The 24,553-nt window shown below is 55.6% G+C and carries 26 protein-coding genes; 9 read left to right on the top strand and 17 right to left on the bottom strand.

Annotated features, from left to right (window positions below; translation table 11 throughout):
• Positions 1 to 10 precede the first annotated feature (10 nt).
• From GOV38_RS18900 to GOV38_RS18850, 11 genes are all read right to left on the bottom strand, one after another.
• The gene (locus GOV38_RS18900; RefSeq protein WP_171209285.1) at positions 11 to 1,069 is read right to left on the bottom strand and encodes a LacI family DNA-binding transcriptional regulator; all 1,059 of its coding nucleotides are present in this window, start codon (positions 1,067 to 1,069) and stop codon (positions 11 to 13) included.
• 7 nt (positions 1,070 to 1,076) lie between these two features.
• Positions 1,077 to 2,699 carry a dihydroxyacetone kinase subunit DhaK gene (locus GOV38_RS18895; protein ID WP_171209286.1) on the bottom strand — a complete coding sequence of 541 codons (1,623 nt, stop codon included), beginning with the start codon at positions 2,697 to 2,699 and terminating at the stop codon, positions 1,077 to 1,079.
• A gap of 11 nt (positions 2,700 to 2,710) precedes the next feature.
• Positions 2,711 to 3,703 carry an ABC transporter ATP-binding protein gene (locus tag GOV38_RS18890; RefSeq protein ID WP_171209287.1) on the bottom strand — a complete coding sequence of 331 codons (993 nt, stop codon included), beginning with the start codon at positions 3,701 to 3,703 and terminating at the stop codon, positions 2,711 to 2,713.
• Entirely contained in the window at positions 3,696 to 4,793 is a 1,098-nt protein-coding gene (locus GOV38_RS18885; protein ID WP_171209288.1) for an ABC transporter ATP-binding protein, read from the bottom strand. Before GOV38_RS18885 ends, GOV38_RS18890 begins: the two co-directional genes overlap by 8 nt.
• Positions 4,786 to 5,154, bottom strand: a complete 369-nt coding sequence (locus tag GOV38_RS18880; protein ID WP_171209289.1) for a VOC family protein — start codon at positions 5,152 to 5,154, stop codon at positions 4,786 to 4,788. The genes GOV38_RS18885 and GOV38_RS18880 overlap by 8 nt, the downstream gene beginning before the upstream one ends.
• Positions 5,155 to 5,349 (bottom strand): hypothetical protein, encoded by a 195-nt coding sequence (locus GOV38_RS18875; RefSeq protein WP_171133047.1) that lies wholly within the window; start codon positions 5,347 to 5,349, stop codon positions 5,155 to 5,157.
• Positions 5,346 to 6,284, bottom strand: a complete 939-nt coding sequence (locus GOV38_RS18870; RefSeq protein ID WP_171209290.1) for a carbohydrate ABC transporter permease — start codon at positions 6,282 to 6,284, stop codon at positions 5,346 to 5,348. Before GOV38_RS18870 ends, GOV38_RS18875 begins: the two co-directional genes overlap by 4 nt.
• Positions 6,281 to 7,228, bottom strand: coding sequence for a carbohydrate ABC transporter permease (locus GOV38_RS18865; protein ID WP_171102468.1), 948 nt, complete (start codon positions 7,226 to 7,228; stop codon positions 6,281 to 6,283). Before GOV38_RS18865 ends, GOV38_RS18870 begins: the two co-directional genes overlap by 4 nt.
• Before the next feature lie 78 nt (positions 7,229 to 7,306).
• Entirely contained in the window at positions 7,307 to 8,626 is a 1,320-nt protein-coding gene (locus tag GOV38_RS18860) for an ABC transporter substrate-binding protein (protein ID WP_171209291.1), read from the bottom strand.
• A gap of 330 nt (positions 8,627 to 8,956) precedes the next feature.
• The gene (locus tag GOV38_RS18855) at positions 8,957 to 9,646 is read right to left on the bottom strand and encodes a D-lyxose/D-mannose family sugar isomerase (protein ID WP_171209292.1); all 690 of its coding nucleotides are present in this window, start codon (positions 9,644 to 9,646) and stop codon (positions 8,957 to 8,959) included.
• Positions 9,643 to 10,920 carry an amylo-alpha-1,6-glucosidase gene (locus tag GOV38_RS18850; RefSeq protein ID WP_171209293.1) on the bottom strand — a complete coding sequence of 426 codons (1,278 nt, stop codon included), beginning with the start codon at positions 10,918 to 10,920 and terminating at the stop codon, positions 9,643 to 9,645. Before GOV38_RS18850 ends, GOV38_RS18855 begins: the two co-directional genes overlap by 4 nt.
• Before the next feature lie 579 nt (positions 10,921 to 11,499).
• Here GOV38_RS18850 and GOV38_RS18845 point away from each other — a divergent pair.
• Positions 11,500 to 12,534, top strand: coding sequence for a LacI family DNA-binding transcriptional regulator (locus tag GOV38_RS18845; protein ID WP_171209294.1), 1,035 nt, complete (start codon positions 11,500 to 11,502; stop codon positions 12,532 to 12,534).
• Positions 12,535 to 12,623: 89 nt separating this feature from the next.
• Here the strand turns inward: GOV38_RS18845 and GOV38_RS18840 are convergent, their stop codons facing one another.
• Both GOV38_RS18840 and GOV38_RS18835 read right to left on the bottom strand, forming a co-directional pair.
• On the bottom strand, positions 12,624 to 13,490 hold the full coding sequence (locus GOV38_RS18840) for a copper resistance D family protein (protein WP_171209295.1): 867 nt from the start codon (positions 13,488 to 13,490) through the stop codon (positions 12,624 to 12,626).
• Between the two features lie 2 nt (positions 13,491 to 13,492).
• Positions 13,493 to 13,834, bottom strand: coding sequence for a copper resistance CopC family protein (locus GOV38_RS18835; RefSeq protein ID WP_171133053.1), 342 nt, complete (start codon positions 13,832 to 13,834; stop codon positions 13,493 to 13,495).
• A 629-nt stretch (positions 13,835 to 14,463) separates the two neighbouring features.
• Between GOV38_RS18835 and rplS the strand changes: the two genes are divergently transcribed.
• The 3 genes from rplS (at position 14,464) to GOV38_RS18820 (ending at position 15,462) form a co-directional block, all read left to right on the top strand.
• Complete coding sequence (gene rplS / locus GOV38_RS18830; protein WP_170575547.1) at positions 14,464 to 14,847, top strand: 50S ribosomal protein L19; 384 nt, start codon at positions 14,464 to 14,466, stop codon at positions 14,845 to 14,847.
• Positions 14,848 to 14,858: 11 nt separating this feature from the next.
• The gene (gene rpmE, locus GOV38_RS18825) at positions 14,859 to 15,080 is read left to right on the top strand and encodes a 50S ribosomal protein L31 (protein ID WP_008757924.1); all 222 of its coding nucleotides are present in this window, start codon (positions 14,859 to 14,861) and stop codon (positions 15,078 to 15,080) included.
• Positions 15,081 to 15,240: 160 nt separating this feature from the next.
• The gene (locus GOV38_RS18820; RefSeq protein WP_171209296.1) at positions 15,241 to 15,462 is read left to right on the top strand and encodes a hypothetical protein; all 222 of its coding nucleotides are present in this window, start codon (positions 15,241 to 15,243) and stop codon (positions 15,460 to 15,462) included.
• 17 nt (positions 15,463 to 15,479) lie between these two features.
• Here GOV38_RS18820 and GOV38_RS18815 read toward each other — a convergent pair whose 3' ends face one another.
• Positions 15,480 to 16,367 carry an AEC family transporter gene (locus tag GOV38_RS18815; RefSeq protein WP_171209297.1) on the bottom strand — a complete coding sequence of 296 codons (888 nt, stop codon included), beginning with the start codon at positions 16,365 to 16,367 and terminating at the stop codon, positions 15,480 to 15,482.
• A 218-nt stretch (positions 16,368 to 16,585) separates the two neighbouring features.
• Between GOV38_RS18815 and GOV38_RS18810 the strand changes: the two genes are divergently transcribed.
• Positions 16,586 to 17,395, top strand: a complete 810-nt coding sequence (locus tag GOV38_RS18810) for a division plane positioning ATPase MipZ (protein ID WP_171209298.1) — start codon at positions 16,586 to 16,588, stop codon at positions 17,393 to 17,395.
• A gap of 82 nt (positions 17,396 to 17,477) precedes the next feature.
• Here the strand turns inward: GOV38_RS18810 and GOV38_RS18805 are convergent, their stop codons facing one another.
• Positions 17,478 to 17,981 (bottom strand): hypothetical protein, encoded by a 504-nt coding sequence (locus GOV38_RS18805; protein WP_171209299.1) that lies wholly within the window; start codon positions 17,979 to 17,981, stop codon positions 17,478 to 17,480.
• An 83-nt stretch (positions 17,982 to 18,064) separates the two neighbouring features.
• Positions 18,065 to 19,300, bottom strand: coding sequence for an adenylate/guanylate cyclase domain-containing protein (locus GOV38_RS18800; RefSeq protein ID WP_171209300.1), 1,236 nt, complete (start codon positions 19,298 to 19,300; stop codon positions 18,065 to 18,067).
• A 297-nt stretch (positions 19,301 to 19,597) separates the two neighbouring features.
• Between GOV38_RS18800 and GOV38_RS18795 the strand changes: the two genes are divergently transcribed.
• The 4 genes from GOV38_RS18795 (at position 19,598) to GOV38_RS18780 (ending at position 22,702) form a co-directional block, all read left to right on the top strand.
• Complete coding sequence (locus GOV38_RS18795; protein WP_171209301.1) at positions 19,598 to 20,221, top strand: LysE family translocator; 624 nt, start codon at positions 19,598 to 19,600, stop codon at positions 20,219 to 20,221.
• 157 nt (positions 20,222 to 20,378) lie between these two features.
• On the top strand, positions 20,379 to 21,989 hold the full coding sequence (locus GOV38_RS18790) for an FAD-dependent oxidoreductase (protein ID WP_171209302.1): 1,611 nt from the start codon (positions 20,379 to 20,381) through the stop codon (positions 21,987 to 21,989).
• A gap of 4 nt (positions 21,990 to 21,993) precedes the next feature.
• Complete coding sequence (locus GOV38_RS18785) at positions 21,994 to 22,203, top strand: DUF2783 domain-containing protein (RefSeq protein WP_171102493.1); 210 nt, start codon at positions 21,994 to 21,996, stop codon at positions 22,201 to 22,203.
• A gap of 166 nt (positions 22,204 to 22,369) precedes the next feature.
• Complete coding sequence (locus tag GOV38_RS18780; protein ID WP_171209303.1) at positions 22,370 to 22,702, top strand: DOPA 4,5-dioxygenase family protein; 333 nt, start codon at positions 22,370 to 22,372, stop codon at positions 22,700 to 22,702.
• A 120-nt stretch (positions 22,703 to 22,822) separates the two neighbouring features.
• On the opposite strand, the gene GOV38_RS18775 is transcribed toward GOV38_RS18780, so the two are convergent.
• Positions 22,823 to 24,451 (bottom strand): acyl-CoA synthetase, encoded by a 1,629-nt coding sequence (locus GOV38_RS18775; RefSeq protein WP_171209304.1) that lies wholly within the window; start codon positions 24,449 to 24,451, stop codon positions 22,823 to 22,825.
• Positions 24,452 to 24,553 lie beyond the last annotated feature (102 nt).

The following is a 24,553-nucleotide window of genomic DNA, read 5'->3' as shown; positions in this document are numbered from 1 at the left end:
CCCAAAACCCCTAACGGGGCAAATTTTCTTTCAGATAAATGTCAGTGCGGATACGTTCCTGTGCCCTGTTGAAAGGCACCTTGTCCGAAGTCGCGCGCAACAGGCGAACCGCAGAGCGAATGATATGCCCAGAATCTTGTGAAATTAGAGCGTCAAAAATCCCTTTTCGCAAGGCTTCGCGGCTGAGCGGGGTCAGTTCATGAGCAATGATCACCAGATCCTTGCCGATTCTGTGATCTGACAGAAACTGAACAAGACCTGCATTACCCGCAGCGGACGAATAAATCCCGACAAGATCAGGGTAGGTCTCGAAAATCTCGGGCAACAACTTGTAGATCAGTTTCGGGTCGTCACGACCTTCGACCGAAGCCACAACTTCGAGATGCGGAAAATCTTCCGCAACCACCAGGTCGAAACCCTGTCGACGTTCCAGGTGATCACGGGCAAGCCGCGATCCGGTCAGAACCAGAACCTTCCCTTTGCGATGCACAAAGCGCCCCATCAACTGTGCCGCAGTTCGCCCGGCCGAGACATTGTCGATCCCGACAAAATGATCCCGATCAGAACTTGGCAAATCAGACACCAATGCGACCACCGGAACGCCTTTGTCTCGGGCTCGTTTCACAGCATCCCGAACCGATGGGGTTTCTGGCCCGAACACTGCGACACCGTCTGTTTCCCTGCTATCGATCCCGTCAAGAAGATTGACGATTTCTTGCGGATCAAAGGGCGCGACTTTCTTGATTGAGATGCGGGTCCGCTCGATGAATTGGTCACGGGATTGCTCGGTAATCTGCGCGGTCAACGCCTCGATGAACTCATTGTCCGTGTCGGGCAGAATGAACAAAAACCTGTACACGCGCTTTCGCGCCAGATTGGCCGCTGCCGTATCGCGGACGTAACCCAGCTTATCGATCGCCTTTTGCACTTTCTGGACGGTCACAGAGCGCACTCCGGGGCGTCTGTTCAGAACCCTGTCGACCGTCGCAAGGCTGACACCGGCCACACGCGCGATGTCATTGACCGTTGGCTTTTTCACCAATTCTAGTTTTTGTTTCTGGTCTTCCACGTGACGTTCAGCCCTCAAGCTCCTGCGCCAAACCCTCGAATAATAGGGCGACAGCCTCGGCACCGGGATCGTTATGCCCGATCAGGTTTTCGGCCGGAACATAGGCGGCGCGACCGGCTTTGGCACGATGAATCTGTGCCGTTGAGTCAGCTCCTTTACGCGCTGCCTTGGCGGCCTCGGTCATGCCCGATTGAAGCGCTGCAAGCGCCGGGGCGAGCGCGTCAACCATTGTCCGGTCACCCACCTGTGCGCCGCCCACCTGACTGACCCTGTTCAACCCTTCAACCAGCGACTTGGAAATTGAGGCACCGCTGGCACAGGCATCGCCTGCAGCGTTGAAGAAGATCGCAAGAATAACACCGGATGACCCGCCCATGGTCTGGCTCAGCTCATTGCCCAGCGCCGGAAAAAGCTGCGTAAGGTCAGCCAGCGGCATCCGGTCTATGCTGACTTGCAAGGCGCGCGCTGCGGTCGCCAATGTGCTACCGGTGTCCCCATCCCCGGACTTGGCGTCCAACTCGTTCAGTCTGCTTTCCGCATTGATCAGCAGTTCCGACAGGCGCAAAATCGTCTCGCGCGTCGCCGGGTTATTCGACGGGATCGGATCGATTGGGGTCAACCCGTCGGGCAGCGGTGCAACCGGCACGGGCTGGATGGCGTTGACACCTGGCCATGCGGGTAAATCAACTGGGGTCTGGAGTGCCGCCAGATCATCGGTGGCAACTGGCAGGATCGACACGGAAAATCCATGCATATCCAAAGACGTCATCATCGGAGCAGGTCCGATGATATGCTGTGCGATACCCGTCTCGGTCAGCGCATGGGTCAGCACCGACATCTCAAGCGGCGTGGTCGAACCCAGGTTGTTGACCAGCGCGACACAGTCGCCCGAACCCACACGCTGTTTCAGCTTTTCGACCACAGTAGACATCGCCGTGACCGCGTTCGAGAAATCGACCTGTTCCACCCCCGGCTCACCGTGGATGCCCAACCCAAGCTCGGCCTTGCCCGGCGCTATTCTCTCTTCTTTGGGCGATCCCGGTACGGTACAGGTATCCAGGCTCATCCCAATGCTGACGACCTTGTCGATCACGGCTTTGGCTGCAGTCGTAACAGTGGCCAAGTCAGCCCCGCCTTCTGCCAACGCGCCCGCGATTTTATGCACAAACAAAGTTCCCGCGACGCCACGTGGTTGCGGCAGGTCCGGCAAGGCGATGTCGTCATCGACCACAACCATCTCGACCTTGCGCCCCAGCGCCCGCGCCCTTTCGGCTGCCAACCCGAAGTTCAACCGGTCGCCGGTATAGTTCTTGACGATCAGCAGGCAGCCCGCCTCGCCCGTGACAGCAAGTATCCCGGCAAGTACCGCCTCAACCGATGGCGACGCGAATACCTCTCCGCAAACAGCGGCGGTCAACATGCCCGCGCCGACGAACCCGGCATGGGCCGGTTCGTGCCCGGACCCACCACCCGAAACCAGCGCCACTTTCGACTTGTCCCAGTCCGACCGGTATACAACCTTGATATGCGGATACCCGTCCAACCGTGTCAGCGCGCCGCCGGACGCGGCCAAAAGGCCATCGATCGCATCGGTCACAAGGGTTTCTTTGGTGTTGAGGAACTGGGCCATGCTTTTGCTCCTTAAGTCACACGCGCACCGGACGCGTCAAAGTATAACGGGTTCTGTGGGCGGATTTTTATCATCTTTCCAGTAGGATAGTCCTGATGGACATCAATCAGGGTCACCACCTGATGCCCCTTCAGATCCAGATGCAACCTAGTCTGATCGCCCAAATGCTCGGCACGGATGACGCGGGCATCCGCACCTTCACCTTCAACGATGTTTTCCGGGCGCAGGCCGATCTGCGGGCCTTTGTGACTGCCACCGAACAACTCGGACGGAAGAATGTTGATCCGCGGCAGGCCCAACCGGCTGGCGACATAGACGCTGCCGGGATTCTCGTAAATGTCGCGCGGTGTGCCGTATTGAACCAAGCGGCCGTCTTCCAACACCCCGATATGGGTCGCCATTGTCATGGCCTCGACCTGATCATGGGTTACATAAAGCAGGGTCGAGCCCAGATCAGCCTGAATGCGCTTAAGTTCTACCCGCAGGTCGGCGCGCAGTTTGGCATCCAGAGAGCTTAGCGGCTCGTCCATCAAAAAGATCTGCGGATCACGCACCAATGCGCGCCCGATGGACACGCGCTGCATTTCACCGCCCGACAGCTCTGTGGCTTTGTTGTCCAGCTTATGCGGAATCTGCAGGATTTCCGCGACCTCGTTTACCTTGCGCGTGATTTCATCCTCGGGCGTCTTCAGGATCGGCGAGCGCAGTGGGAAGGACAGGTTATCGCGCACCGTCATATGCGGATAGAGCGAGTATTGCTGAAACACCATTGCCACGTCGCGCTGAGCGGGCGTGTCCAGGCCAACATCGCGTCCACCGATGTGAACCGAACCCGCATCCAGTTTCTCAAGCCCTGAAATCAGACGCAGTGTTGTGGTCTTACCAGCCCCGGTTGGCCCCAAAAGAACAACAAACGCACCGTCAGGGATGGTCATCGAGATATCCTTGACCGCTTCAACATTCCCAAACGACTTCGAGATATTCTTCAACACAACCTCAGCCATCGCCCAACACCTCATCGTTCAGCACTGATCGCAACGCCCGGCCCGATGACTTCTCGAACAGCGTGACTGTTGGAGAGCGGAAATCCAGACCCACGAGATCTCCGGGGGTAACCGTTTCGCGGGCATCGATGCGGGCTTTCAACTCACCATTGGGGCTTTCAAGCGTCACGATCTGGGTCGTCCCCAAATATTCTGCCGCCAGGACCTTGGCACGGTAGTTACTGGCATCGGACAGGAACACATGTTCCGGGCGTACACCAAAGACCAACTCGCCTTCGGCTCCTTCCAGCAGTTTGGGCACCGCCTCATCATGACCGTTGAGCCGCACGGATTCTGTACCGGGCACCACCTTGCCCTGAAATGGTAGGAAGTTCATTGAAGGTGAGCCGATGAAGTCAGCCACAAACATGGTCGCGGGTTTGTCATAGATCTCTTGCGGTGTTCCAAACTGTTCAATTACCGCGTTGTTCATCACCACGATCTTGTCGCCCATTTGCATAGCTTCAAGCTGATCATGGGTGACGTAAACTGTTGTTGCGCCCATACGATCATGCAATGCGCGCAGTTCTTCGGCCATGTGTTCGCGGAACTCGGCGTCCAAAGCCCCTAGCGGCTCGTCCATCATGAAGGCCTTGGGCTCGCGCACAATGGCGCGACCAAGGGCCACGCGTTGCCGGTCACCACCTGACAACCCACCCACCGGGCTGTCCAGAATGTCGGTGATCCCCAGAATGCCCGCAACCTCTTCGACCTTCGCCTTGACCGCTGCGCGCGGCATGCCCTGAGAGATCAACGGATAGCTGATGTTCTTTCGCACATTCATATGCGGATAGAGCGCAAACATCTGGAACACAAAGGCAATATCACGCTCAGACGGCGGGCTTTGACTGATCTCTTCCCCGTCCAGATAGATCTCACCCGATGTCGGCAGCTCGAGACCGGCAATCATGCGCAACGTGGTTGTCTTGCCGCAGCCCGAGGGGCCAAGCAGCATGAAGAACTCGCCGTCCGCAATGGTGAAAGAGCTTTCACGGACGGCCGTGAAGTCCCCAAACATCTTCTTTACGTTTTTGACGACGATCTCAGCCATCCGCAATCACCTCACCAATACGCAAGAGATTGCCATCAGGATCCCATAGCGCGGCCTCTCTCATGCCCCATGTCTTGTCTTCAGCGGGTATGAACTTGGGAAAGGCCCCAGTCTGCGGCAGCCCCAGCTGCGCGACACGATCTGAAAACTCATCAACATTGGTCGGCCGAATATAGACACCATGGTCGCAAGTTTCGGGCCGATTTTCGGGCTTTGCGAAAAAGCGAAGCTCTACCTTTTCATTGTTCATCAGCAGATAGCCTTCATCCTTGTACCAAGTGTCGAAACCAAGATCGGCATAGAAGTTCTGGGTCGCGTCAAAGTCGCGTGACGGCAGGATTGGGCAAGCTTGTTCCCACATCTATTCGCCCTCCGGAAAATGGCTGACGATGATGAACATGACGGTTCCAATCAGCGTGACGATGAAGGAATAGGTGAAGGCCCACAGGACAAAAGGCTGCATCAGCATCAAGACCCCGACAGCGATCAGGATGGTTGCCACCATTTCCCAGGGTCCACGGCGCAGCCGCAGCAATCCGTTCAGAAACTTGGTCATTTGCGCACCGCTCCGAAAGTGATCCCGCGCAGCAGGTGCTTGCGCATCAGGATGGTGAAGATCATGACCGGGATCAGGAAGATCGTGGCCCCTGCAGCGACGGCGGGCCAATCGAGTCCACCGATCCCGATGATTGTGGGAATGAAGGGTGGCGCTGTTTGGGCATTGGCCGAAGTCAGCAGTACTGCAAACGCATATTCGTTCCAGGCAAAGATCAGGCAGAAGATCGCGGTTGAGGCAATACCGGTCGCGGCCTGTGGCAGTACCACCTTGTAGAAGGCTTGGAACCGCGTGTAGCCATCGATCAGAGCGGCTTCTTCATACTCGCGCGGGATTTCGTCTATGAAGCCCTTTAGCAGCCACACTGCCAGCGAGATATTCACCCCGGTATACAGCAAGATCATCCCCAGATGCGTATCGCTGAGGCCCAGATTGCGGAACATCAGAAAGATCGGGATCGCCACCGCAACCGGTGGCATCATCCGTGTACTCAGGATGAAAAACAGCAGATCGTCTTTCAAAGGCACCTTGAAACGGCTGAACGCATAGGCAGCCAAAGTGCCCAGAAAGATGCTCAAGAAGGTCGATCCGAACCCGATGATCACCGAGTTCATGAACCGTTCACCAAATTTCGAGGGTCCGACGATCACCATGTCGTATTGACGCACGATCTCATCCGCCCAGTTCTGTGGCGGGTTCGCTTCCAGAAACTCCTGTGTCTGCCGCGTGCGTGTGGTGAACAGGTTGACATATCCCTCAAGCGTCGGGTCGAAGACAAGCTTGGGCGGATAGCTGATCGCATCTGCGGGGGATTTGAACCCGGTCAGCAAGATCCAGACCAGCGGGATCATGGTTATCAGCGCATAGGTGATGACCAGTACACCGGCGATCCACTTCGACCGTTTGGTCGGTTCGGTAACAGAAAAGCCGCTCATCTCTGTTTCACCTTGTTCAGGGCTTTGACATAAATCGACGCAAGGCCGAACACGGTGACGAACAAGATAATTGCATAGGCAGACGCATATCCCGTTCGCCATTTCTCGAAGGCTTCACGTTTCAGATTGATCGAGGTCAGCTCGGTCGTTGATCCTGGGCCACCCCCGGTCAATTGCACCACAAGATCGAACATCTTGAAGTTCTCGATCCCGCGGAAAAGAACCGCCAGCATCAGGAAAGGCAGTACCATGGGAATGGTGATCGTGAAGAACTGCCGCAGCTTACTGGCACGGTCGATTTCGGCAGCCTCATAGATATAGTCGGGGATACTGCGCAGCCCGGCCAGGCAGATCAGCATCACAAACGGTGTCCACATCCAGGTGTCGACGATCACGATGGACCACGGCGCCAGTTTCACCGATCCCAGCATCTCGAAACTGGAGGGTTCTTTGCCCGTGAACCAAGAGATGATGTAGTTGAACAAGCCGATCTGCGGCTGGTACAGAAACTTCCAGAAATTTCCAACCACAGCAGGGGACAGCATCATCGGCAGCACGATGATTGTTGTCCAAAGATCGTTGCCCTTGAATTTCTTGTTGATCAACCAAGCCAGGGTGAAGCCGATCAGGACCTGAAAGAAAATCGTCCAGAACAGGAAATGCGCCGTTGCCTGCATATTCAGCCAGGTGTCAGAATCCGTCAGGATCCTCTCGTAATTTCTGAACCCTACATCCTTGATCTCGCGTCCGATCCGGTTGGCTTTGTAATTGGTAAAGCTCAGTTGGATGGTCCAGATCAAAGGAAAGATGTTGATCGCAAGCAGCAGGAAGATCGTCGGAGCAATGAATATCCAGGCGATCGCGCGGTCCGAAAGCCCCCGGATTTTTCGCGCAACTCTCACGGGCGTTGCCTGCGCAACGCGGTCTATGGTCCTGTCAGACATGTCTTGGCCAGTTCTTTTCGGTTTCGGACCTGAGGGTCGCAGAGCGGGCGACGGCCCGCTCTGAACCATTGTTCAGGACTACAGTTTGCCTTCGTCTTCGAAGACTTCGGTCCAGTCTTCGATCAGAAGATCAAGCGCTTCCTGAGCGGTGCCTTGGTCAGCAACCACATAGTCGTGAATGCGCTTTTGCATCGCCAGCAGCAGTTCCGCATAGGCTGGCTCTTGCCAAAAGTCCTGCACGCCCGCCATCGCTTCTAGGAAGTCGCCGGCAAAGGGCTGGCTGTCGACGAAACCGGGATCTTCCAGCACCGAATTATGCGCCGAATATCCACCCAGCTCCCACCACTTGGCCTGAACCTCGGGTTGGGCGAACCACTTGATATACTCAAGCGCTGCGTCCTGCTTGTCAGAATAGCTGACAACAGAAATGCCCTGCCCACCCAGGGTCGAGCCCGGCTGGTTCTGCGGCGGGTTCACGAAGAAGTCGATCTTGCCACCGCCGGTGTTCGGATCAGCATAAAGCCCCGGGAAGAACGCAAACCAGTTCATCGCCATAGCGACCTGACCAGACTTAAAGGCGTCCAGGCTCTCACCCATGTAAGAGTTGGTATAGCCCGGAGGTGTCGCGGTCTCGTAGAATTCTTTGTAGAATTCCAAAGCTTCCACCGCCTCGGGCGAGTTTACCGCCCCTTCCATGTCGTAAGATCCCGGCGTGTTCTCATACTTGAAGCCCCAAGGGTACAACGCGCCGGTCACGCCCATGGTGATCCCTTCGGACCCACGCTCGGTAAAGATAGCCGCACCATAGACGGTTTTGCCGTCAATCTCGCGGCCTTGGAAGAACTGGGCAATCTGCAACAGCTCTTTCTGAGACTGCGGTTCGCGCAGGTCCTGGCCGGTTGCTTCCTTGTAGGCGGCCTGAATTTCAGGATCTGCAAACCAGTCTTTGCGATAGAACCACCCGTTTGCATCACCCATGGCAGGCAAGGCGTAATAGTTCGGCGTACCTTTTGGCCAAGTCGAATAAGCGTAGACGGTCGCCGGGGCGAAATCATCCATGCTGATCCCTTCTGCATCGAAGAAATCATTCAGCTTTACGTAATGCCCGTTTTCGGCACCGCCGCCGATCCATTGGCTGTCACCAATCAGCAAGTCACAAAGCTTGCCGCCCGAGTTCAGCTCGTTCAGCATCCGGTCTGCAAAGTTCGGCCAGGGCACAAATTCGAAATTCATGGTGTGGCCAGACTGGGATTCGAATTCCTTCGAAAGCTCAACCAGTGCGTTGGCCGGATCCCACGCCGCCCAACACAGTGTCAAATCGTCAGCATTTGCCTTGGTAGAAAGAGTAGTAGCGGCAAGGACTATTGCGCTGGCCGGAGCCAGTTTTGTGTAAGTCATCCATTCCTCCCTTTTTGCGCCGTCGACCGAGGATGTGCGAATCGCGGCATATGTCCAAGGCTATTTGAGGTACGCACCTCAAGTCTAGGAATTTTTGAGGTTCGTACCTCAACCCAGGAAAAAACTCACGTTTCCGGTTCAAACAAAAGCTTTTGGATTTGATGTTTGCATCCGGAAACGGCGCAAAGTTTCAACGAACTATCGATACGACAGTCGCGCGATTCGTGACTACACTCGCCAGCCAGCATTTCAAGCGAACGGCAGCTTCAAATGATCAAACTCTATTAATTTGACCACCGTCGAGACAGGGTATTGGACTTAGAAGTTTGCTCAGCCTTCAAGCCAGGTGCCATAGTCGCTGACCAGCAAGTGCGTGGGCGCCTGGTCTTCTTCGACGTTCGAGAACCGACCAATCGGTTCGCGGAAGATGTTGTCAGTCTCGTCGTCATTGACGGTTGAGACCTCTCCGATCAACACATCGCCGCCTTCGCCCCAGAACGCGTGCCAGTCACCCGGTTGCAAGGTCACGCTTTCGCCCGGTGCCAGTTTGAGTTTCTCGCCCGGCCCATACGAGCGTCGGATGCCGTCACACCAAACCGTTCCCCCCTGGTCCGCCGCAAAAGAGCCATCCTCGTTCGAGCCAAAAAGCTCGATTACCAGCGTGGCACCACCGCGGTTGATGATGTCTTCGGCCTTGATGACATGTGTGTGCATCGGCGAAAGCTGATCCTGACGCGAGATCAAAAGCTTTTCGGCATAACACATGCCCCGACCCTGCTGCAGATCAGCCAGACGGCCATTTCGCAATGTGAACAGGAACAGTCCCATTTCATCAAAGCGCCCATCGCCATAGTCGGTAATATCCCAACCGCAGCGCGCGTCGATCAGATGCTGCGCCTCGGCGCGCTTTGCCTTGAACTCATCGGGTGTCCAATAGGCAAAGGGGGGCAAGGTAAAGCCAAAGTGACGGATCATCTCGTCAGCTTCGGCCATGATTTCATTGATTCTGGACCGCTTCACGCGACTTCTCCTGTGAGTTTCAAGAACTCTATTACCATCGCCGCCGTCCATGTGAAATGTGGACCACCGCAGGGGGCGCCATTCATCGGGTCAAAATATTCGGCAAAGCCACCGATATGGATCAGCTTCATGCTGTCGGCGATGATACGGTCAGCGGTATCTTTGTGACCATCCCGTAGCAACCCGTCAGAGATCATGTAATTCACGATCAACCAGGACGGCCCGCGCCAATAGCGGGCACCGTCATAGCCTTCGACATCGGGATCGTGGCTGGGGATCAGGTATTTGACCCGACGCCCCAGGTCATCAATGCGTGCCGCAATCGCGTCGGCGCGAGATTGTTCGATCCGCGCGAACACGGGCAAAAGTCCTCCGATGGACGGGCTGTCGATCAAAGCTTCGGCCGCGCGGTCGAAACACAAGTACTGCTGATGTTTGTCGCTCCACAGGGTCTCCATCGCGGCAAGACCTTTTTCTGCAAGACGGCGTTGCTCGGTCGCCAGGACATCATCGCCAAGCTCTTCCGCCAAAGCGGCAAGATCGGCGCAAGACCTCAGCAGGATGGCGTTAAAGCCAGGATCGACCACCCTGAAGGGTGATGCATCATGCAAAAGCGAGTTATCCCACCCAAGACTGCGGAAATGCTGCACAAGCCAGATATAGCGCTGATACTGCTCTTTCGTCGGCCGATGTGCCGGATCCGCGTGCATCGTGTCGCGACGGGTGAACTCTCCGACACCCTCTGTCGGAACGCGCGAAAAGGCATCATCCCAATCGATCGAATTGTCGCGCCCGGATTCCCAAGGGTGAATAATCGCCACCAGCCCCGTGCCATCCGGATCACGGTTGGCAAAGAACCAATTGTGCCAAGCCGCGATCTTGGGCAACAAAGCCTTGGCTCGCCGCTGCGCCATATCCTTGTCATGCGCCCGATCGTATAGGCGGCGAATGGCAAACCCGGTGACGGGCGGCTGTGTGATGCCCGAGGACGGAACCTTGCGATTGGTCGCCCAAACCTCGGGGCCAGGGAAGTATCCGTCATCTTCTTTGTGAAAGATGATATGCGGCACCATCCCGTCTTCCCACTGATGCTCGAAAAGAGTTTCTATCTCCGTCCAGGCGCGGGATTCGTTGATGTAATACTGACCCAACGCGGACAGGGCGCTGTCCCAATTCCACTGGAACGGATAGAGCCCATGGGTCGGTACCGTGTAATGGCCCAAGTCATTGCGCTCCAAGATCTCGACAGCTTGGTCATAAAGGACGTTATTCATTTTTGTCTCCGGCGATCAGGCCACGGCAAATTGCGACTGTGTGTCGAACCAACGAAAGCACCTGTTTTGTGATGTTCCAGCGACCCTACTCCTCGAACCACTCTTCACGTTACTCTTTGGAATGAAACTGCAGACGTTACTCGCCACACCGCAAGTCCCTAACCAAAGGCTCACTCAGGTTTCAAGCTGATGTTGCTTTGCAGGTGATCAGCACGAGACCCCACAGGGCGTTCGTTAGAAGAACCCTGGGAGAGATCGAAGCGCAAACAAGACCTAATCGACAGTGTATCCTCGAGTTGCATTGCTACTCCCAAACAAAGCTCAAAACCAGGTAATAGGACTCAGCCATCCGTGGCTCTGTGCGTTGCAATCGGATCGCACGCACAATCATAGTTACCTAACGCATATTTCTTGCAGATCCGAGTGAGTTTACGGGCAATCTGATATAACGTTATACCTGATGTCAACTCAAATCCATGGACCGGAGAGTTGCTTCGCCGAGGTTCTCGCTCCGAACGCCTTGCAAGCTCGCCTGCTTGAATTCAAAATCTGCCGCAGTTGTATTTCCAAGTGAGACCGATGGCTGAAAAACCAAAGCTCGAAACCGTGGCGAAAAAGGCCGGTGTTTCCATTGCCACGGCAAGCCAGGTCATGCGCGGCACAGGACGAATATCGGACAAAACCAGGACAAAGGTGCTCGAAATCGCGCGCATTCTAAACTACGTGCCAGATGGGCGCGCGGCGTCGATGCGATCTGGCGAAAGCCGCGAGATCGGGTTTACGATTCACCAGATTGCCAACCCGTTCAACGCTGAGGTTATCAGTGGGGTGAGCGACTTGCTTGAGACCGAAGGCTACCTCGTCTCGGTGCTTGACTCGCAAGACGATCCCAAACGCCAGAGGAACCAGCTGGAAACCTTCATACGTGGTTCACGCGGAGGTTTGCTTTGGGTCCCTGCCAGAAATACTCCGCTGTCTACTCTGGAACTGCTACGCACCCATCGAACGCCGACCGTTTCGTTCTTGCGCCGCGGAGACACCTCTGAATTTGATCACGTAGGGATCAAAAATTTTGAGGCGACACAAACAGCTACTCGACATCTTTTGGCTCTAGAACACAAGAAAATAGCGTTTCTCGGCGGTATCGCCGATGTCGAAGTCCGAAACCAGCGCATTGCCGGGTATAGATCGGTACTGGAAGAACATGGCTTGAACCATCCAGTGATCTGGGAATGCCCCGACAACAAGCTTTCTGGCATGAAAGCAATGGCCGGGCTCAAAGAGGCACATCCAGAAGTAACAAGCGTAGTGTGCAACGGAGATATGATCGCGATTGGTGCGTGTCTTGCTCTTGTTCGCATGGGGCTCACGCCTGGCAAGGACGTATCTGTCATTGGTTTTGACGATATTCAGGATGCAGCAGTTTCCGCACCGCCATTAACGACGATGGCGGTTTCGCCGTACAATCTTGGTCAACAGCTGGCTCAGGTTTTGCTGGAAAGAATACGAGAACCGGAACGGCCTGTTTCTTCGCATGAAGTTTCCGCAAAGCTTGTAGTTCGGGAAACCACCGGCATTGCAAAACCGTCGCGTGGAAAAGTGCCGAAAAACTGAAACGGGCAAAAATCCCGTGGGGTCATGGCTTACAGCGATGGCAACACGACGCAGCGCCACGACAAAAAGAGCTTGATTTCCTTACGTCTTTAGCTCGGCGGTGTCAGGACGCTCGTCAACGTCGCAGTTGTTGCCAAAACCACCACCGTTGTCAAAAACTCAAGCTCGATCGAACGGGTCAGGCGCTGCCCGGCCCTTGCATCTCCACTTCGCAGGGCCGGAACAAACTGAAGCTTGTTGAATGCTGCGAATATCAACAAGAGGCCAACAAGAAAGATTTTGAACAAAAGCGCACGACCATAGCCGGTTGCGAAGAGTGCCTGAATGCTGCCGACAAGCGCCCAAGCCATCACCAGACCCGCCGCGACCAAGAGCGGCACAACAAGTACACCCACCTTGCCAAATCGGTACCCTAGCTCCGCCGCATCTGAAAGCTGCCCTGGTTCAAGCGCCATTCTGCGAAGTGGGGCAAAGACGCCAAGCCAAAACGCTGCGCAAAGCAAATGTAGGAAAAGAACAACTTGAAAACCAAACCGTCCAAGTTCCGGCACATGACCGATCAGAGCAAAGGACCAAAGCGCCAAGAGGCCTCCGCAAAGAGCAATCCAACGGCCAAATCGTGGGACAAAGCATCCAAAAAGAAGCAAAACGGCGGCTAGTACTTGGCATACAAGCAGGTATCCCACGGATGTCTGCCACAGCAAACCAAGCATCTCGGGGTCGACCATACCATCGATCTCGCCTGTAAGTGCAGCTCCGCGAAGCAAAAAACCGACAATCGCCGCGACCAACGCGGAACAGGCCAGAACGATGGTCTGACGCTTCAACTCAGGGCTTATTCGCGCCACCAAACCAGAATAGACGCACCCGATGATCACAAGCCCGGTAGCACCGATAAAGCTTAGGTAAAGTACAAGCTTGGCAAGGATTGCAGCGACACCCCAAACGTCCAGCATGTCTATTCCACAGTAAAAGAAAACTCGCCCTGCATCGTGTGACCGTCTACACCCAAACCTCGCCACTCGATTACATATGTGCCGCTGCCCTTGCTCGGCAACGGTATCGAAAAGTTCTGTTCGAAATTCGTTTGGTCACCCAGTTCGAGTTTGACAGCCTTCTCCTGTTCAAAGGCCAGTCCAACTCGCGTTAACCTGATTTCCTGGTCAAATCTCAGCTCAACTTCACCTGGTTGATTGGGTATCGTTGCACCATCGGTTGGGGTCGTCGTTTCTACTTTCGAATGCGCCATGGCAAAACCGGATAGCAGGACCAAAATCACGAAAGCCAGGATTGTCTTCATACTGTTTCTCTTGGTTTTTTCCGCGCCACTTTCCGGTCAAAACTTTTGGCGACCACCGCAGCCGGGTTACCATAGACCAAAACTTCGCTTGTTATGAAGCATCAATCGTCAGATTGACGAATGGCGAAACGCCATTTCGATCCGTTTCATTATTTACGCGATTTTTATTCCTGGCCCACTATGCGCCGTCAAAACTTCTGTGTTCGCCGCTGCCCGCGCAAGAAGCGGCCAAACTTCGCAGCCCTGGATTTGAGCGAGGAGAACAACAGTAATTAAACCATGGATCACCGGTGCAATTATGATCTTTCGGCCACATACCGAAGGTGACAGCTTATTACAGCAAAAACCCGTCAGCCCAGGAATAGAACTTTAGGCTTGATCCCCTCCCCTATTTTCCTTAAACGACCGCAATCCGGCGCCGCGTGTTCGCGACTCCGGTGTTTTTGGTTTGTCTTCTGGCGTGGCGCCCCGCTTTCTTCGGCCCAAGGCGTGCTGATGGCAGACCGGACCAAAGGAACAGTCGACCTGATCTCTGGCGGGCTGCGGTGCAGGACCCGGTAGAAGACCAAGAGCTCTGAGGGCGCGCTCAAACTTCGTGGACCAACCACGAGCAGATAGGAGTACCTGCGATGGACCTGATCGCACAGCTTGAGGCGGAGCAAATTGCCGCCCTGGGGAAAGACATCCCCGATTTCAAAGCCGGTGACACCATCCGTGTCGGCTATAAGGTGACCGAAGGGTCGCGCACCCGTGTGCAGAACTATGAAGGTGTCTGCATCGCGCGCAAGAACGGCGAAGGCATCGCCGGTTCGTTCACCGTTCGCAAGATTTCCTTTGGCGAAGGTGTGGAACGTGTGTTCCCGCTCTATTCGACCAATATCGACAGCATCACCGTTGTCCGCCGTGGCCGCGTTCGTCGCGCCAAACTGTACTATCTGCGCACCCGTCGTGGTAAATCCGCACGTATCGCAGAAGTCACCAACTACAAGCCCAAGGCTGGCGCCGAGGCGTAAGGAGCGGAAAGATGAAAAAAGACATCCATCCCGATTATCACGTCATCAACGTCAAAATGACCGATGGCACCGTGGTTCAGATGAAATCCACCTGGGGCGCCGAGGGCGACCAGCTGGCCCTGGAAATCGACCCCTCCTCGCACCCTGCGTGGACCGGTGGTGGCACCCGTCTGATGGACGCTGGTGGCCGAGTGTCGAAGTTCAAGAAGAAGTACGAAGGTCTGGGCTTCTAAGCCAAACCTGTTTCGGATGCGAAAGGCCGCCTGTTTGGGGCGGCCTTTTTCGTTTGGGTCAGTTGAGCGGTTGATTAAGAAATCGTAATCTTTTGCCCATCCGGGCCGCAGGTTGCACGCACATCTAAAGGTGACCAGAGCGTTAACCCAGGAGAGTGCAATGCTATCGCCCACCAAATTGCTCGCCGCCACTGCAACCGTGGCCCTGTTGTCGCAAGCCGCTATCGCTGGCCCTGCCGACCAAAACACAGAGTTGCCCCCGCAGGACGAATATCTGGTGGATGGGATGCCCCTTTGGGGACCGTTCACTCCGGATTTTCCGCTGTCATTGCTGATTGAAAATAGCGGTGAGGCTCAGACCTCGTTGTCGACACTGGTCTAGCGCCCACCGCCGCAGGCTTAGACCCAAACCGACAGCGCTAAAGGCAGAACCAGGATTGTGGCCAGGGTCGAGACCAGAATAAAGCCCGCAACGTCCGGCCCGTATTCGGGCATATGCTGATCGATGAACAGATAGGTTGCCACGGATGAGGGCATCAGGCAGCACAGGATCACCGCGCCACGTTCCGCGCCCGTAAAGCCGAATAGCCAGACCAAGGTACTGGCGATCACTACGGCCATGGCGAGGTGCAGCCCGGTCAGTAGTACCGCGCGCCAAAGGCTTTGGATTTGTAGCGTCGCGAGTGTATGGCCCAGTGTCAGCAACATCAGCGGGATCGACAGCCCGCCCAGTATGTCAAAGGATTTGGCGATGGGTTGCGGCAGGCTGGTCCCCGTCGCCATCAGCACCAATGACAGCGCAACCGCGTAGATGATCGGCGATGTCGCCAGTTTCCTGTGGGAAAACGCGCCAGCCGGGATCCACATGCCGATGGTAAATATGCTGATCAGGACCACGACGACAAAACCCATCGTATAGGCCATGCCCGCATTGCCCAGCGCCAGCAACGTGATCGGCAGACCTATGTTGCCGACATTCCCGTGCATCAAGGGTGTCAGGAATGCGCGCACCGGAAGGCGCATCAACCGCAGCGCCACAAACCCCAGAACACCAAAGCCCGCGATCGCCAGCGCGGCGGCCGCCATGACGTCCAGGAACGTTCCGACAGCAATGGTCGTGGCCGACAGGTGCGAGATGATCAGTGTCGGGTATCCCACCCGTGAGACAATGCCGCCGATCACCTTGTTGTCGAAAGGCGCTTTGGTTACTGCCAGCCCATAGCCGATTCCGGCGCAGATCAGCACAGGCAAAACCACGTTGAGAACGTTTAGAAACAGCTGCTCCACCCGAGGCCTCTTGCGCTGATGTCTTGCACAGACTGTGGTTGAGCGGCAGAAGTTTGACAAGCCTTGGCCCGTAACGCCCCTGCATCACGGGATTTTCCCGAAAAGGCGCGCGGAACCTCAAAACCGCAGTGTGAAGTCCTTCCCTTCGACACTCACACAACATATAGTGGCATGCAACAACGTGTGGATAAACACGGCGGGACACTGGGAATACAGGCATGGCACATATCATCGTAGTCGGGAATGAAAAGGGCGGCGCGGGTAAATCAACCGTATCCATGCATGTGGCCACCGCGCTGGCGCGACTGGGACACAAGGTCAGCACCCTGGATCTGGATTTGCGCCAACGCAGCCTGGGTCGCTATTTCGAGAACCGTTTAAACTTCATGAAAAGCGCTGGATTGAACCTGCCCAGCCCGCGCCACCACGACCTGCCCGAGATCGATGCCAGCACGCTGAGACCCGGTGAAAACATCTATGACCACCGCCTGTCGGCTGCCGTGGCCGAGTTGGAAAGCGACAGTGACTTTATCCTGATCGACTGCCCCGGTTCACACACCCGCCTCAGCCAGGTGGCCCATTCACTGGCCGACACTCTGGTGACGCCGCTGAATGACAGTTTCATCGATTTTGACCTATTGGCCCGGATCGACTCGAAGGGTGAGAAAATCCTTGGCCCCTCGGTCTATTCCGAAATGGTCTGGAATGCGCGGCAACTGCGGGCACAGGCCGGGCTGAAGCCCATCGACTGGGTTGTGGTGCGCAACCGCGTCGGCACCCAGCGCATGGTCAACAAGGAAAAGATGCAACGCGCGATCGAGATGCTGTCCCAACGCATCGGTTTCCGCGTCGCCTCGGGCTTTTCTGAACGCGTCATCTTTCGCGAGCTGTTCCCCCGCGGCCTGACGCTGCTGGATCTCAAGGATATCGGGGTCAAACAGCTCAACATCTCGAACATCGCCGCCCGCCAGGAATTGCGGGACATGATGAAAGAGTTGAGCTTGCCGGGTGTTGAGATCGATTTTTAAGGTCTTGCGAACGGCTTGCGAGTCCCACGACTAACCCTGGTGTCCTTGGGTCGGGTCACTCCACTCGTATTCGCGCCATTCCTCAAGCGGATGTTCGATTAGCCATTTTTGGCAATAGTCGTGGATGACATCGTTTATGTTTCCACGATGCGCACTTGGCCAGTAGTGCTTGCTGTTGCTCTGCCCCAAGTTCCTCTTTCGCATAATAAAGAAGGAAAAAATCGAAGAGGCACTCGGGTTGGCCCTCGTCGGCGCATAGCTGTCTCAGAACGTTTAGGGTGTTTGTACTGTCGCCTTTGTTTTGAACAAGTCTTCTCACGTAAGCTGTCGCGACTATCTCGAGCGCTTCCTTGCGGTTGCGAATTTCTGGTAGGCCCAATTCACTTCGAATATGGGCGAGTAATTCGTTGATTTCAAAACTATTAAAAGGTGTGAATTCACCCAAGAGTACGTACAAACTTTCAGACTGAAAGCCTGCAATAACCATGTTTTCGGCCCAGGCCACAATTGTTTCGTCTGGCGAGAAACCCAGAAACCGCCCTGCAAAAATTTCAGACGTAAAGCGCGGCTCGGCGGTGCTCGTCATATCGCTTGTGAAGTAACACCGATTTCAATTTGAGCGACAAGTTCCTATTCAAGTCATATATCGATGCAGCCCAACAAAGCCAATCAACCCGCTTGATACAAAACCGTAAACAACTCCTTGGGCTCGGGCACCCCGCGCAGCATGTAGCGGCCGACCGAGACCAGTTCGTGCGGCGTATCTTGCGCGGCCTGCGCCACGTTGTCGGACACCAATATGCGTTGCCCTAGTGAACGGTGCATGCCGGCGATACGGGCAGTTTGGTTGACGGCGGGGCCGATCACCGTGAAATCCAATCGGCTATCGGCACCGATATTGCCATAGAGGATCTCACCCGCATGCAATGCGAGCGTATAGTTGACCACTGGCAGGCCCGCCTGCGCACGTTGCGCGTTCAACTCTGTGATCTTCGTGTGCAACTGCGCAGCAGCAGCCAAGGCCGCCTTGGCATCAGCATCGATATCTCCGACATCGAACATCGCCATCACGCCATCGCCCATGAATTTGAGGATGCTGCCCTCGCAGTCGTGGACCACGTCCACAGCGACGGACAAATAGTCGTTCAGCATGTCGATAATGTCCGGGCCCGGCAACTCCTCGGACAGAGTGGTGAAGCCTTCGAGGTCGAAGTTCCAGATCACCGCGTCGATTTTCTGTAATGACCCTCGGCGAATTTCGCCCGACAGCACCCGTTGGCCTGCATCACGCCCCAGATAGACCCGCATCAGATCATGCGAGACCCGCGCGTTCGACGCAGATTTAAGTGCCAGGCCCAGATGTGGCATGACCCCTTTGATCACCGCCATATCTTCATCTGCAAAACCGCTCAGCGCGTTGCTTGTCCAAGACATAAGAACCCCGTCCACCGGTTTTTTGGCGTCTCGGGGCGCGCTATGTGTCGGAACGTCAAAGGAAATACCGGTTGCGTAATAATCGGTTGCTCCGATTTCGCGCAGTTCGTTCAAAAAAGGAAAACGGCTGGCTTCGTTCTGGTTGACCAAGCGTTCATGGATTTCGTCGACATCTTCTTCCAGCAGAGCGAAAAGAGGGCTTTGCCGCCAGGCTTCGCTCGGGATCTCGCTGTATTCAAAGGTTTGATAATCGCCACCTTTGTCCTTGTACCAGCTATAGCCGGTGCCGCCGTAAACCGGATGCAGCGCTGATTGGGCTGCGTGAAACCGCATCAGAGGCACACCCATGTCGATCAATCGGTCACAATAGCCCTCGAGCAGTTGTTCCTTGCCCGCCCCTTCCAATCCTTGCGCAACCAGCCATTCGGACAGGCTGTGAATTTTGGTGTCTACTGATCCCGATATGCTCATATCACGTTCCTGTGTCGGCGGTGCTGTTCATCTGGGGACGCGCCCCGCCAATGTCCAGTGCCGGATCGGCCATGTCGCTTGGCCAAATCCGCTATTCCGTCGCGCGACAGTGGATTGGAAGTCAAGCGCTGATAGGTTCTGCTTCACCGACGCTGCATGGTGAAGGCCATGGCTTGCCCGTCCGCTCAATAGCGCAAGAATTGTGGTGCCGCGAATCCGTTGCTGCGCAAAACAAACTATCGGTGTTGGCAGGGGATCGGTGTATGATCCGTGTTCAGGCAGCAGGACGAGGACGAAATGAGCGTTGATACCTGGATCACCTATGTGGCGACAGTTCTCTTGTTGATGAGTACGCCCGGGCCAAGCCAGCTGCTGATGCTGTCCAACTGCGCAACCAACGGTCTGAAACGCGGCGTTTCCACGGCTGCCGGGGACTTGACTGCCAATTTCCTTCAAATGCTGGCGGCAGGGCTTGGCCTTGCTGCCGTGATTGCCAGCTCAGGTACCGCTCTGGCTTTGATTAAGTGGTTGGGCGTTGCCTATCTGGTTTTTCTTGGTGTCAAACAGGTCCGTAATGCAAAAGCCGCGTCGACACATCGCGCAACAAAGGCGAGCCCCAAGGCGCTGTGGGTGCAGGGTTTTGTGACCTCTGCCGCGAACCCCAAAGCCGTTGTGTTTTTTGCGGCCCTTTTTCCATTGTTCATAGATGGTGCGCTGCCATTTTGGCCTCAATTTGCGATTTTGTCCGCGACCTATCTTTTAATCGACGGGCTGTTTCTGACCGTCTATGGCGCAAGTGCCAGTTGGCTGGCTCAGCGGCTACAAGGTCCGGCGCGGCTCTGGCTCGACCGGATCGGGGGCGGATTCATGATTTTGGCAGCGCTTTTGCTGGGGCTTAAATCGCTTCGCGACGCCAACTGAAACAAAAGCCAAAACGCAAGAACATTTCCTGCCTCTATTTGATCCAGATCGTGGTGGCGCCCTGTCGAACTGATCAGTCTGTCAATATCCCAACGCGTCTTGCGTTGGGTGCAGTGAAACCGAACCCTGACCCCGGGGGCGACAGAGGAGATCATCCATGACCAAGATCTTTGAAGTTCCGCTTTATGCCTACGAAAGCAGTGCAGATCAGGCTTCAGCCTTGCCTGTTCGGCACCAGGTCATTGTTGTCGGCGCAGGTCCCGTCGGGTTGGCCGCTGCAATAGATCTGGCCCAGCAAGGGGTCGAAGTTCTGGTGCTGGATGACAATGACAAGGTCAGTTTTGGAAGCCGCGCGATTTGCTTCGCGCAACGACCGCTTGAGATCATGGATCGGCTGGGATGTGGTCAGCCGATGGTGGACAAGGGTATCCAGTGGCACGAGGGCAAGGTCTTTTTCGACACTCGTCAGGTTTATGGCTTTGACCTGCAGCCAGAAAAGGGTCAACGCCGTCCAGCCTTTATCAACCTGCAGCAATATTATTTTGAGCAGTTCCTCGTGGACCGCGTGCGGGAGCTGCAACAACAAGGTGCTGCGATCGAAATCCGCGGGCGCAACAAGGTCGAGGCAGTGGGAACCCATCCCGACCATGTTCGGCTTGAAGTGGAAACGCCAGAAGGGCCCTATATCGTTGAAGCCGATTGGGTAATCGCCTGTGACGGGGCCGGGTCCTCAATGCGTTCCATGTTGGGCAAGGATTTCCGTGGTCGGGTATTCGAAGACAACTTCCTGATTGCTGATGTGGTGATGCAGTCTGATCTTCCAAGCGAGCGTTGGTTCTGGTTCGATCCCCCTTTTAACCGAGGCCAATCGGCCCTGTTGCATAAACAGCCCGACGGCGTTTGGCGCATCGACCTGCAATTGGGTTGGGACATAGACAAGGACAAAGAAAAGCGGCCTGAGAATGTTATACCGCGCATAAAGGCGATGCTGGGCGACGATATCGATTTTGAGATCGATTGGGTCAGCATATATACCTTTCAATGTCGCCGGATGGAGCGGTTCCGTCATGACCGGGTCATCTTTGCTGGCGACAGCGCGCATCAGGTCAGCCCGTTTGGTGCACGTGGCGCCAATTCGGGTGTTCAGGATACCGACAACCTGTGCTGGAAGCTCAGCATGGTGATCGACGGGCGTGCCCCCGAAACGATTCTGGACAGCTATGATCGTGAAAGAACGCAAGCGGCGGATGAAAATATCAGTGCCTCAACCCGGTCGACTGAGTTCATAACGCCGAAGTCCGATATGTCGCGCTTGCTTCGAGACGCAGTGCTGGATCTTAGTGCGCAATTCGAGTTTGCCCGCCCGCTGGTCAATTCCGGTCGTTTGAGCACGCCTTGCATCTATGACGGCTCTCCGCTGAATTCAGCTGATGGACTGAACGGCCCAAGTAACACCCGTCCCGGTGCCCCTTGCCCGGATGCGCCTGTGGGCGATGGCTTTCTGCTTTCGAAACTGAACCGGGGATTCAATTTGTTGACTATCGATGCCGATGCGCCTGATGAGCTTGAGGTTGACGGGGTGTCCGTAAAAAGAGTGGCCCTCTCGGTCAAAGATGATCCATCGCTCGCGTTGAAGCATCGATACTTGGGCGAAGCCACCAGCGCTGTCTATCTGATCCGACCGGACCAGCATATTGCCGCCCGCCGAGACAGCTATGAAGAAAACGCGTTCCGCCAAGCGATACTCCGCGCTTCGGGGAAGGAGTAGCGACATGACCGATCTAGTTTTGACACCTAATATCCCGCAGCCTGACGATTTCTATGCAGAGCTTGTCGCAACACATGAAAGCCTGAACAAAGAAGAAAGCGATGCGTTGAATGCGCGGCTGATCCTGGTGCTTGCCAACCATGTCGGAGACAATACGGTTTTGAAACAAGCGCTGGAGGCCGCTTCTCAGGGTGCGCGACACCCTCTGCGATAGCGTCGACACTAGGAATGAATACCGATTGCAACCTGCAGCCAAAGCTCAGGCATGTATTCGCGCAGCCCCATACACGCAGAACATGCACATACCCTGTGTGGTAGCATATGTTTTGCGCAAAACCTTCCGAAGCTATGGTCTGACCGAGTTACGAAAGGGGGCGCATATGCCTACGATTACCGGCTACCACGCACATGTCTATTTCGACGCTGACACACAAGAAACCGCACAGCAGGTCTGCGAAGAGGCCACCCGTCTGTTTCCTTCGGTTCAGATGGGTCGCCTGCACACGCGCAATGTTGGCCCTCATCCGCGTTGGAGTTGTCAACTGGGATTTCCGACCGAAGCCTTTGATCAGGTCTTTCCCTGGCTTATCCTCAACCGCAAAGGGCTGACGGTTTTCACCCATCCTGAAACCGGAGACCACCTCGCAGATCATCGCGACCGTTCGGTCTGGATGGGAGAGATGTTGGAGCTTGATCTTACGATCTTCGATTGAGCATAGATCAAGCCGTGCGCTTCGTTTGGATATACGACCATTTGGGGGCTCTGCCCCCGTTGCAGCAAGCTGCGCCTCCCCCGAGGTATTTCTGAACAGAAGAAGCTTGGCGGGTGCGCTCTAAGCCAGGTCTCGGGCCTTGTCGCGGAGCAGGAATTTCTGGATCTTACCGGTGGAGGTTTTGGGAAGCGGGCCAAAGACCACCGTTTTGGGAGCTTTGAAATGGGCCAGTTGATCGCGGCAAAAGGCAATAATGTCGGCCTCGTTGGTCTGTGCCTGTGGCTTTAGCTCGACAAAGGCGCAAGGCGTTTCACCCCATTTGTCATCCGGGCGCGCGACCACGGCAGCCTCCATGACGGCGGGGTGTTTATAAAGCGCGTCCTCAACCTCGACAGATGAGATATTCTCACCTCCCGAAATGATGATGTCCTTGGATCGGTCTTTCAAAGCGATATAGCCATCGGGATGCATCACACCCAGATCGCCCGAAGCGAACCAGCCGCCGTCAAAGGCTTTGTCGGTCGCTGCGGGGTTTTTGAGGTAACCCTTCATGACAATATTGCCCTGCATGAAGATCTCACCCATGGTTTCGCCATCCGCAGGCACCGGCTTCAGGGTCTCGGGGTCAGCGACCATCAGGCCCGACAGCGCCACATATTTCACCCCCTGACGAACCTTCAGCGCCGCGCGCTCCGGCGCGTCTTTGTCATTCCATTCGTCTTTCCATGCGCAGACAACCGAAGGACCATAGGTTTCGGTCAGGCCATAGACATGGGTGACGTCAACGCCCATCGCCTCCATCGCCTCGATAACCTTGGCCGGAGGCGGGGCACCGGCAGTCATCACCGTTATCTGCTGCTTGAAGTCTTTGAGGTGGTCGGGCGCATTGGCCAGCATGTTCAGCACGATGGGCGCCCCGCAGAAATGGCTGACGTTTTCTTTCCGGAAAGCTTGGTAAATGGGTTCATCACGCACTGCCCGCAGGCACACGGATGTGCCTGCATTGGCCGCCATGGTCCATGGAAAGCACCAGCCGTTGCAATGAAACATCGGCAGCGTCCAAAGATAGACCGAATGCTGTGGCATCCCCCAAGTCAGGATGTTTGACGTCGCGTTGAGAGCCGCCCCCCGGTGATGATAAACCACGCCTTTGGGATTGCCTGTTGTGCCCGAGGTATAGTTCAGCGTGATCGCGTCCCATTCATCTGTCGGCAGCGACCAGTCGTACTCGGGGTCGCCCTCGGCCAGCAGCGCCTCATAGGTCAGATCGCCGAGGGTTTCGCCGCCCGCAAAGCTGGGGTCTTCGATATCGATCACCAGAATATCGTGATCTACCTGGGTCAAAGCCGCTTTCACGGTAGACGAGAACTCCGGATCGACCAGCAGGACCTTGGCCTCGCCATGGTTGAGGATAAAGGCAATGATCGCCGCATCGAGCCTTGTGTTGATCGCGTTCAACACCGCCCCTGCCATGGGGACTGCGAAATGCGCCTCATATAGTTCGGGGATGTTGGCCGCGATGATCGAAACCGTATCGCCCCGACCGATCCCACGTGCAGCAAGTGCCCCAGCTAAGCGGCGGCAGCGGTCATAGGTTTGCGCCCATGTGTATCTGCGGTCGCCGTAAACCACAGAGGGATAGTTGGGGTAAACTGCGGCTGTCCTCTCGATATAGCTTAGCGGGGAAAGCGGGGTGTAATTTGCCGGTCTTTTGTCCAGATGCTGTTCATAGATATTTGTGGCGGTCATCCGATATTCCTCCCAAACGCGGCAGACTTGCGTATTGAGCACAGAGCTTACGCCAAAAGAAATGCGTAGGAATACGTGAATTGGCTACACTGGCGATATTCT

Source organism: Ruegeria sp. HKCCA5839, assembly GCF_013035585.1.
Taxonomy (GTDB): domain Bacteria; phylum Pseudomonadota; class Alphaproteobacteria; order Rhodobacterales; family Rhodobacteraceae; genus Ruegeria.
Note: the sequence above shows the minus strand (reverse complement) of the source record. Positions and strands in the feature narration are given on the sequence as shown.

Bases quoted from the DNA above. Each gene is read 5' to 3' on its own strand.
- GOV38_RS18895 (WP_171209286.1), bottom strand. From the start codon at position 2,699: ATGGCCCAGTTCCTCAACACCAAAGAAACCCTTGTGACCGATGCGATC.
- GOV38_RS18890 (WP_171209287.1), bottom strand. From the start codon at position 3,703: ATGGCTGAGGTTGTGTTGAAGAATATCTCGAAGTCGTTTGGGAATGTT.
- GOV38_RS18885 (WP_171209288.1), bottom strand. From the start codon at position 4,793: ATGGCTGAGATCGTCGTCAAAAACGTAAAGAAGATGTTTGGGGACTTC.
- GOV38_RS18880 (WP_171209289.1), bottom strand. From the start codon at position 5,154: ATGTGGGAACAAGCTTGCCCAATCCTGCCGTCACGCGACTTTGACGCG.
- GOV38_RS18875 (WP_171133047.1), bottom strand. From the start codon at position 5,349: ATGACCAAGTTTCTGAACGGATTGCTGCGGCTGCGCCGTGGACCCTGG.
- GOV38_RS18870 (WP_171209290.1), bottom strand. From the start codon at position 6,284: ATGAGCGGCTTTTCTGTTACCGAACCGACCAAACGGTCGAAGTGGATC.
- GOV38_RS18865 (WP_171102468.1), bottom strand. From the start codon at position 7,228: ATGTCTGACAGGACCATAGACCGCGTTGCGCAGGCAACGCCCGTGAGA.
- GOV38_RS18860 (WP_171209291.1), bottom strand. From the start codon at position 8,626: ATGACTTACACAAAACTGGCTCCGGCCAGCGCAATAGTCCTTGCCGCT.
- GOV38_RS18850 (WP_171209293.1), bottom strand. From the start codon at position 10,920: ATGAATAACGTCCTTTATGACCAAGCTGTCGAGATCTTGGAGCGCAAT.
- GOV38_RS18845 (WP_171209294.1), top strand. From the start codon at position 11,500: ATGGCTGAAAAACCAAAGCTCGAAACCGTGGCGAAAAAGGCCGGTGTT.
- GOV38_RS18840 (WP_171209295.1), bottom strand. From the start codon at position 13,490: ATGCTGGACGTTTGGGGTGTCGCTGCAATCCTTGCCAAGCTTGTACTT.
- GOV38_RS18835 (WP_171133053.1), bottom strand. From the start codon at position 13,834: ATGAAGACAATCCTGGCTTTCGTGATTTTGGTCCTGCTATCCGGTTTT.
- rplS (WP_170575547.1), top strand. From the start codon at position 14,464: ATGGACCTGATCGCACAGCTTGAGGCGGAGCAAATTGCCGCCCTGGGG.
- rpmE (WP_008757924.1), top strand. From the start codon at position 14,859: ATGAAAAAAGACATCCATCCCGATTATCACGTCATCAACGTCAAAATG.
- GOV38_RS18820 (WP_171209296.1), top strand. From the start codon at position 15,241: ATGCTATCGCCCACCAAATTGCTCGCCGCCACTGCAACCGTGGCCCTG.
- GOV38_RS18810 (WP_171209298.1), top strand. From the start codon at position 16,586: ATGGCACATATCATCGTAGTCGGGAATGAAAAGGGCGGCGCGGGTAAA.
- GOV38_RS18805 (WP_171209299.1), bottom strand. From the start codon at position 17,981: ATGACGAGCACCGCCGAGCCGCGCTTTACGTCTGAAATTTTTGCAGGG.
- GOV38_RS18800 (WP_171209300.1), bottom strand. From the start codon at position 19,300: ATGAGCATATCGGGATCAGTAGACACCAAAATTCACAGCCTGTCCGAA.
- GOV38_RS18795 (WP_171209301.1), top strand. From the start codon at position 19,598: ATGAGCGTTGATACCTGGATCACCTATGTGGCGACAGTTCTCTTGTTG.
- GOV38_RS18790 (WP_171209302.1), top strand. From the start codon at position 20,379: ATGACCAAGATCTTTGAAGTTCCGCTTTATGCCTACGAAAGCAGTGCA.
- GOV38_RS18785 (WP_171102493.1), top strand. From the start codon at position 21,994: ATGACCGATCTAGTTTTGACACCTAATATCCCGCAGCCTGACGATTTC.
- GOV38_RS18780 (WP_171209303.1), top strand. From the start codon at position 22,370: ATGCCTACGATTACCGGCTACCACGCACATGTCTATTTCGACGCTGAC.
- GOV38_RS18775 (WP_171209304.1), bottom strand. From the start codon at position 24,451: ATGACCGCCACAAATATCTATGAACAGCATCTGGACAAAAGACCGGCA.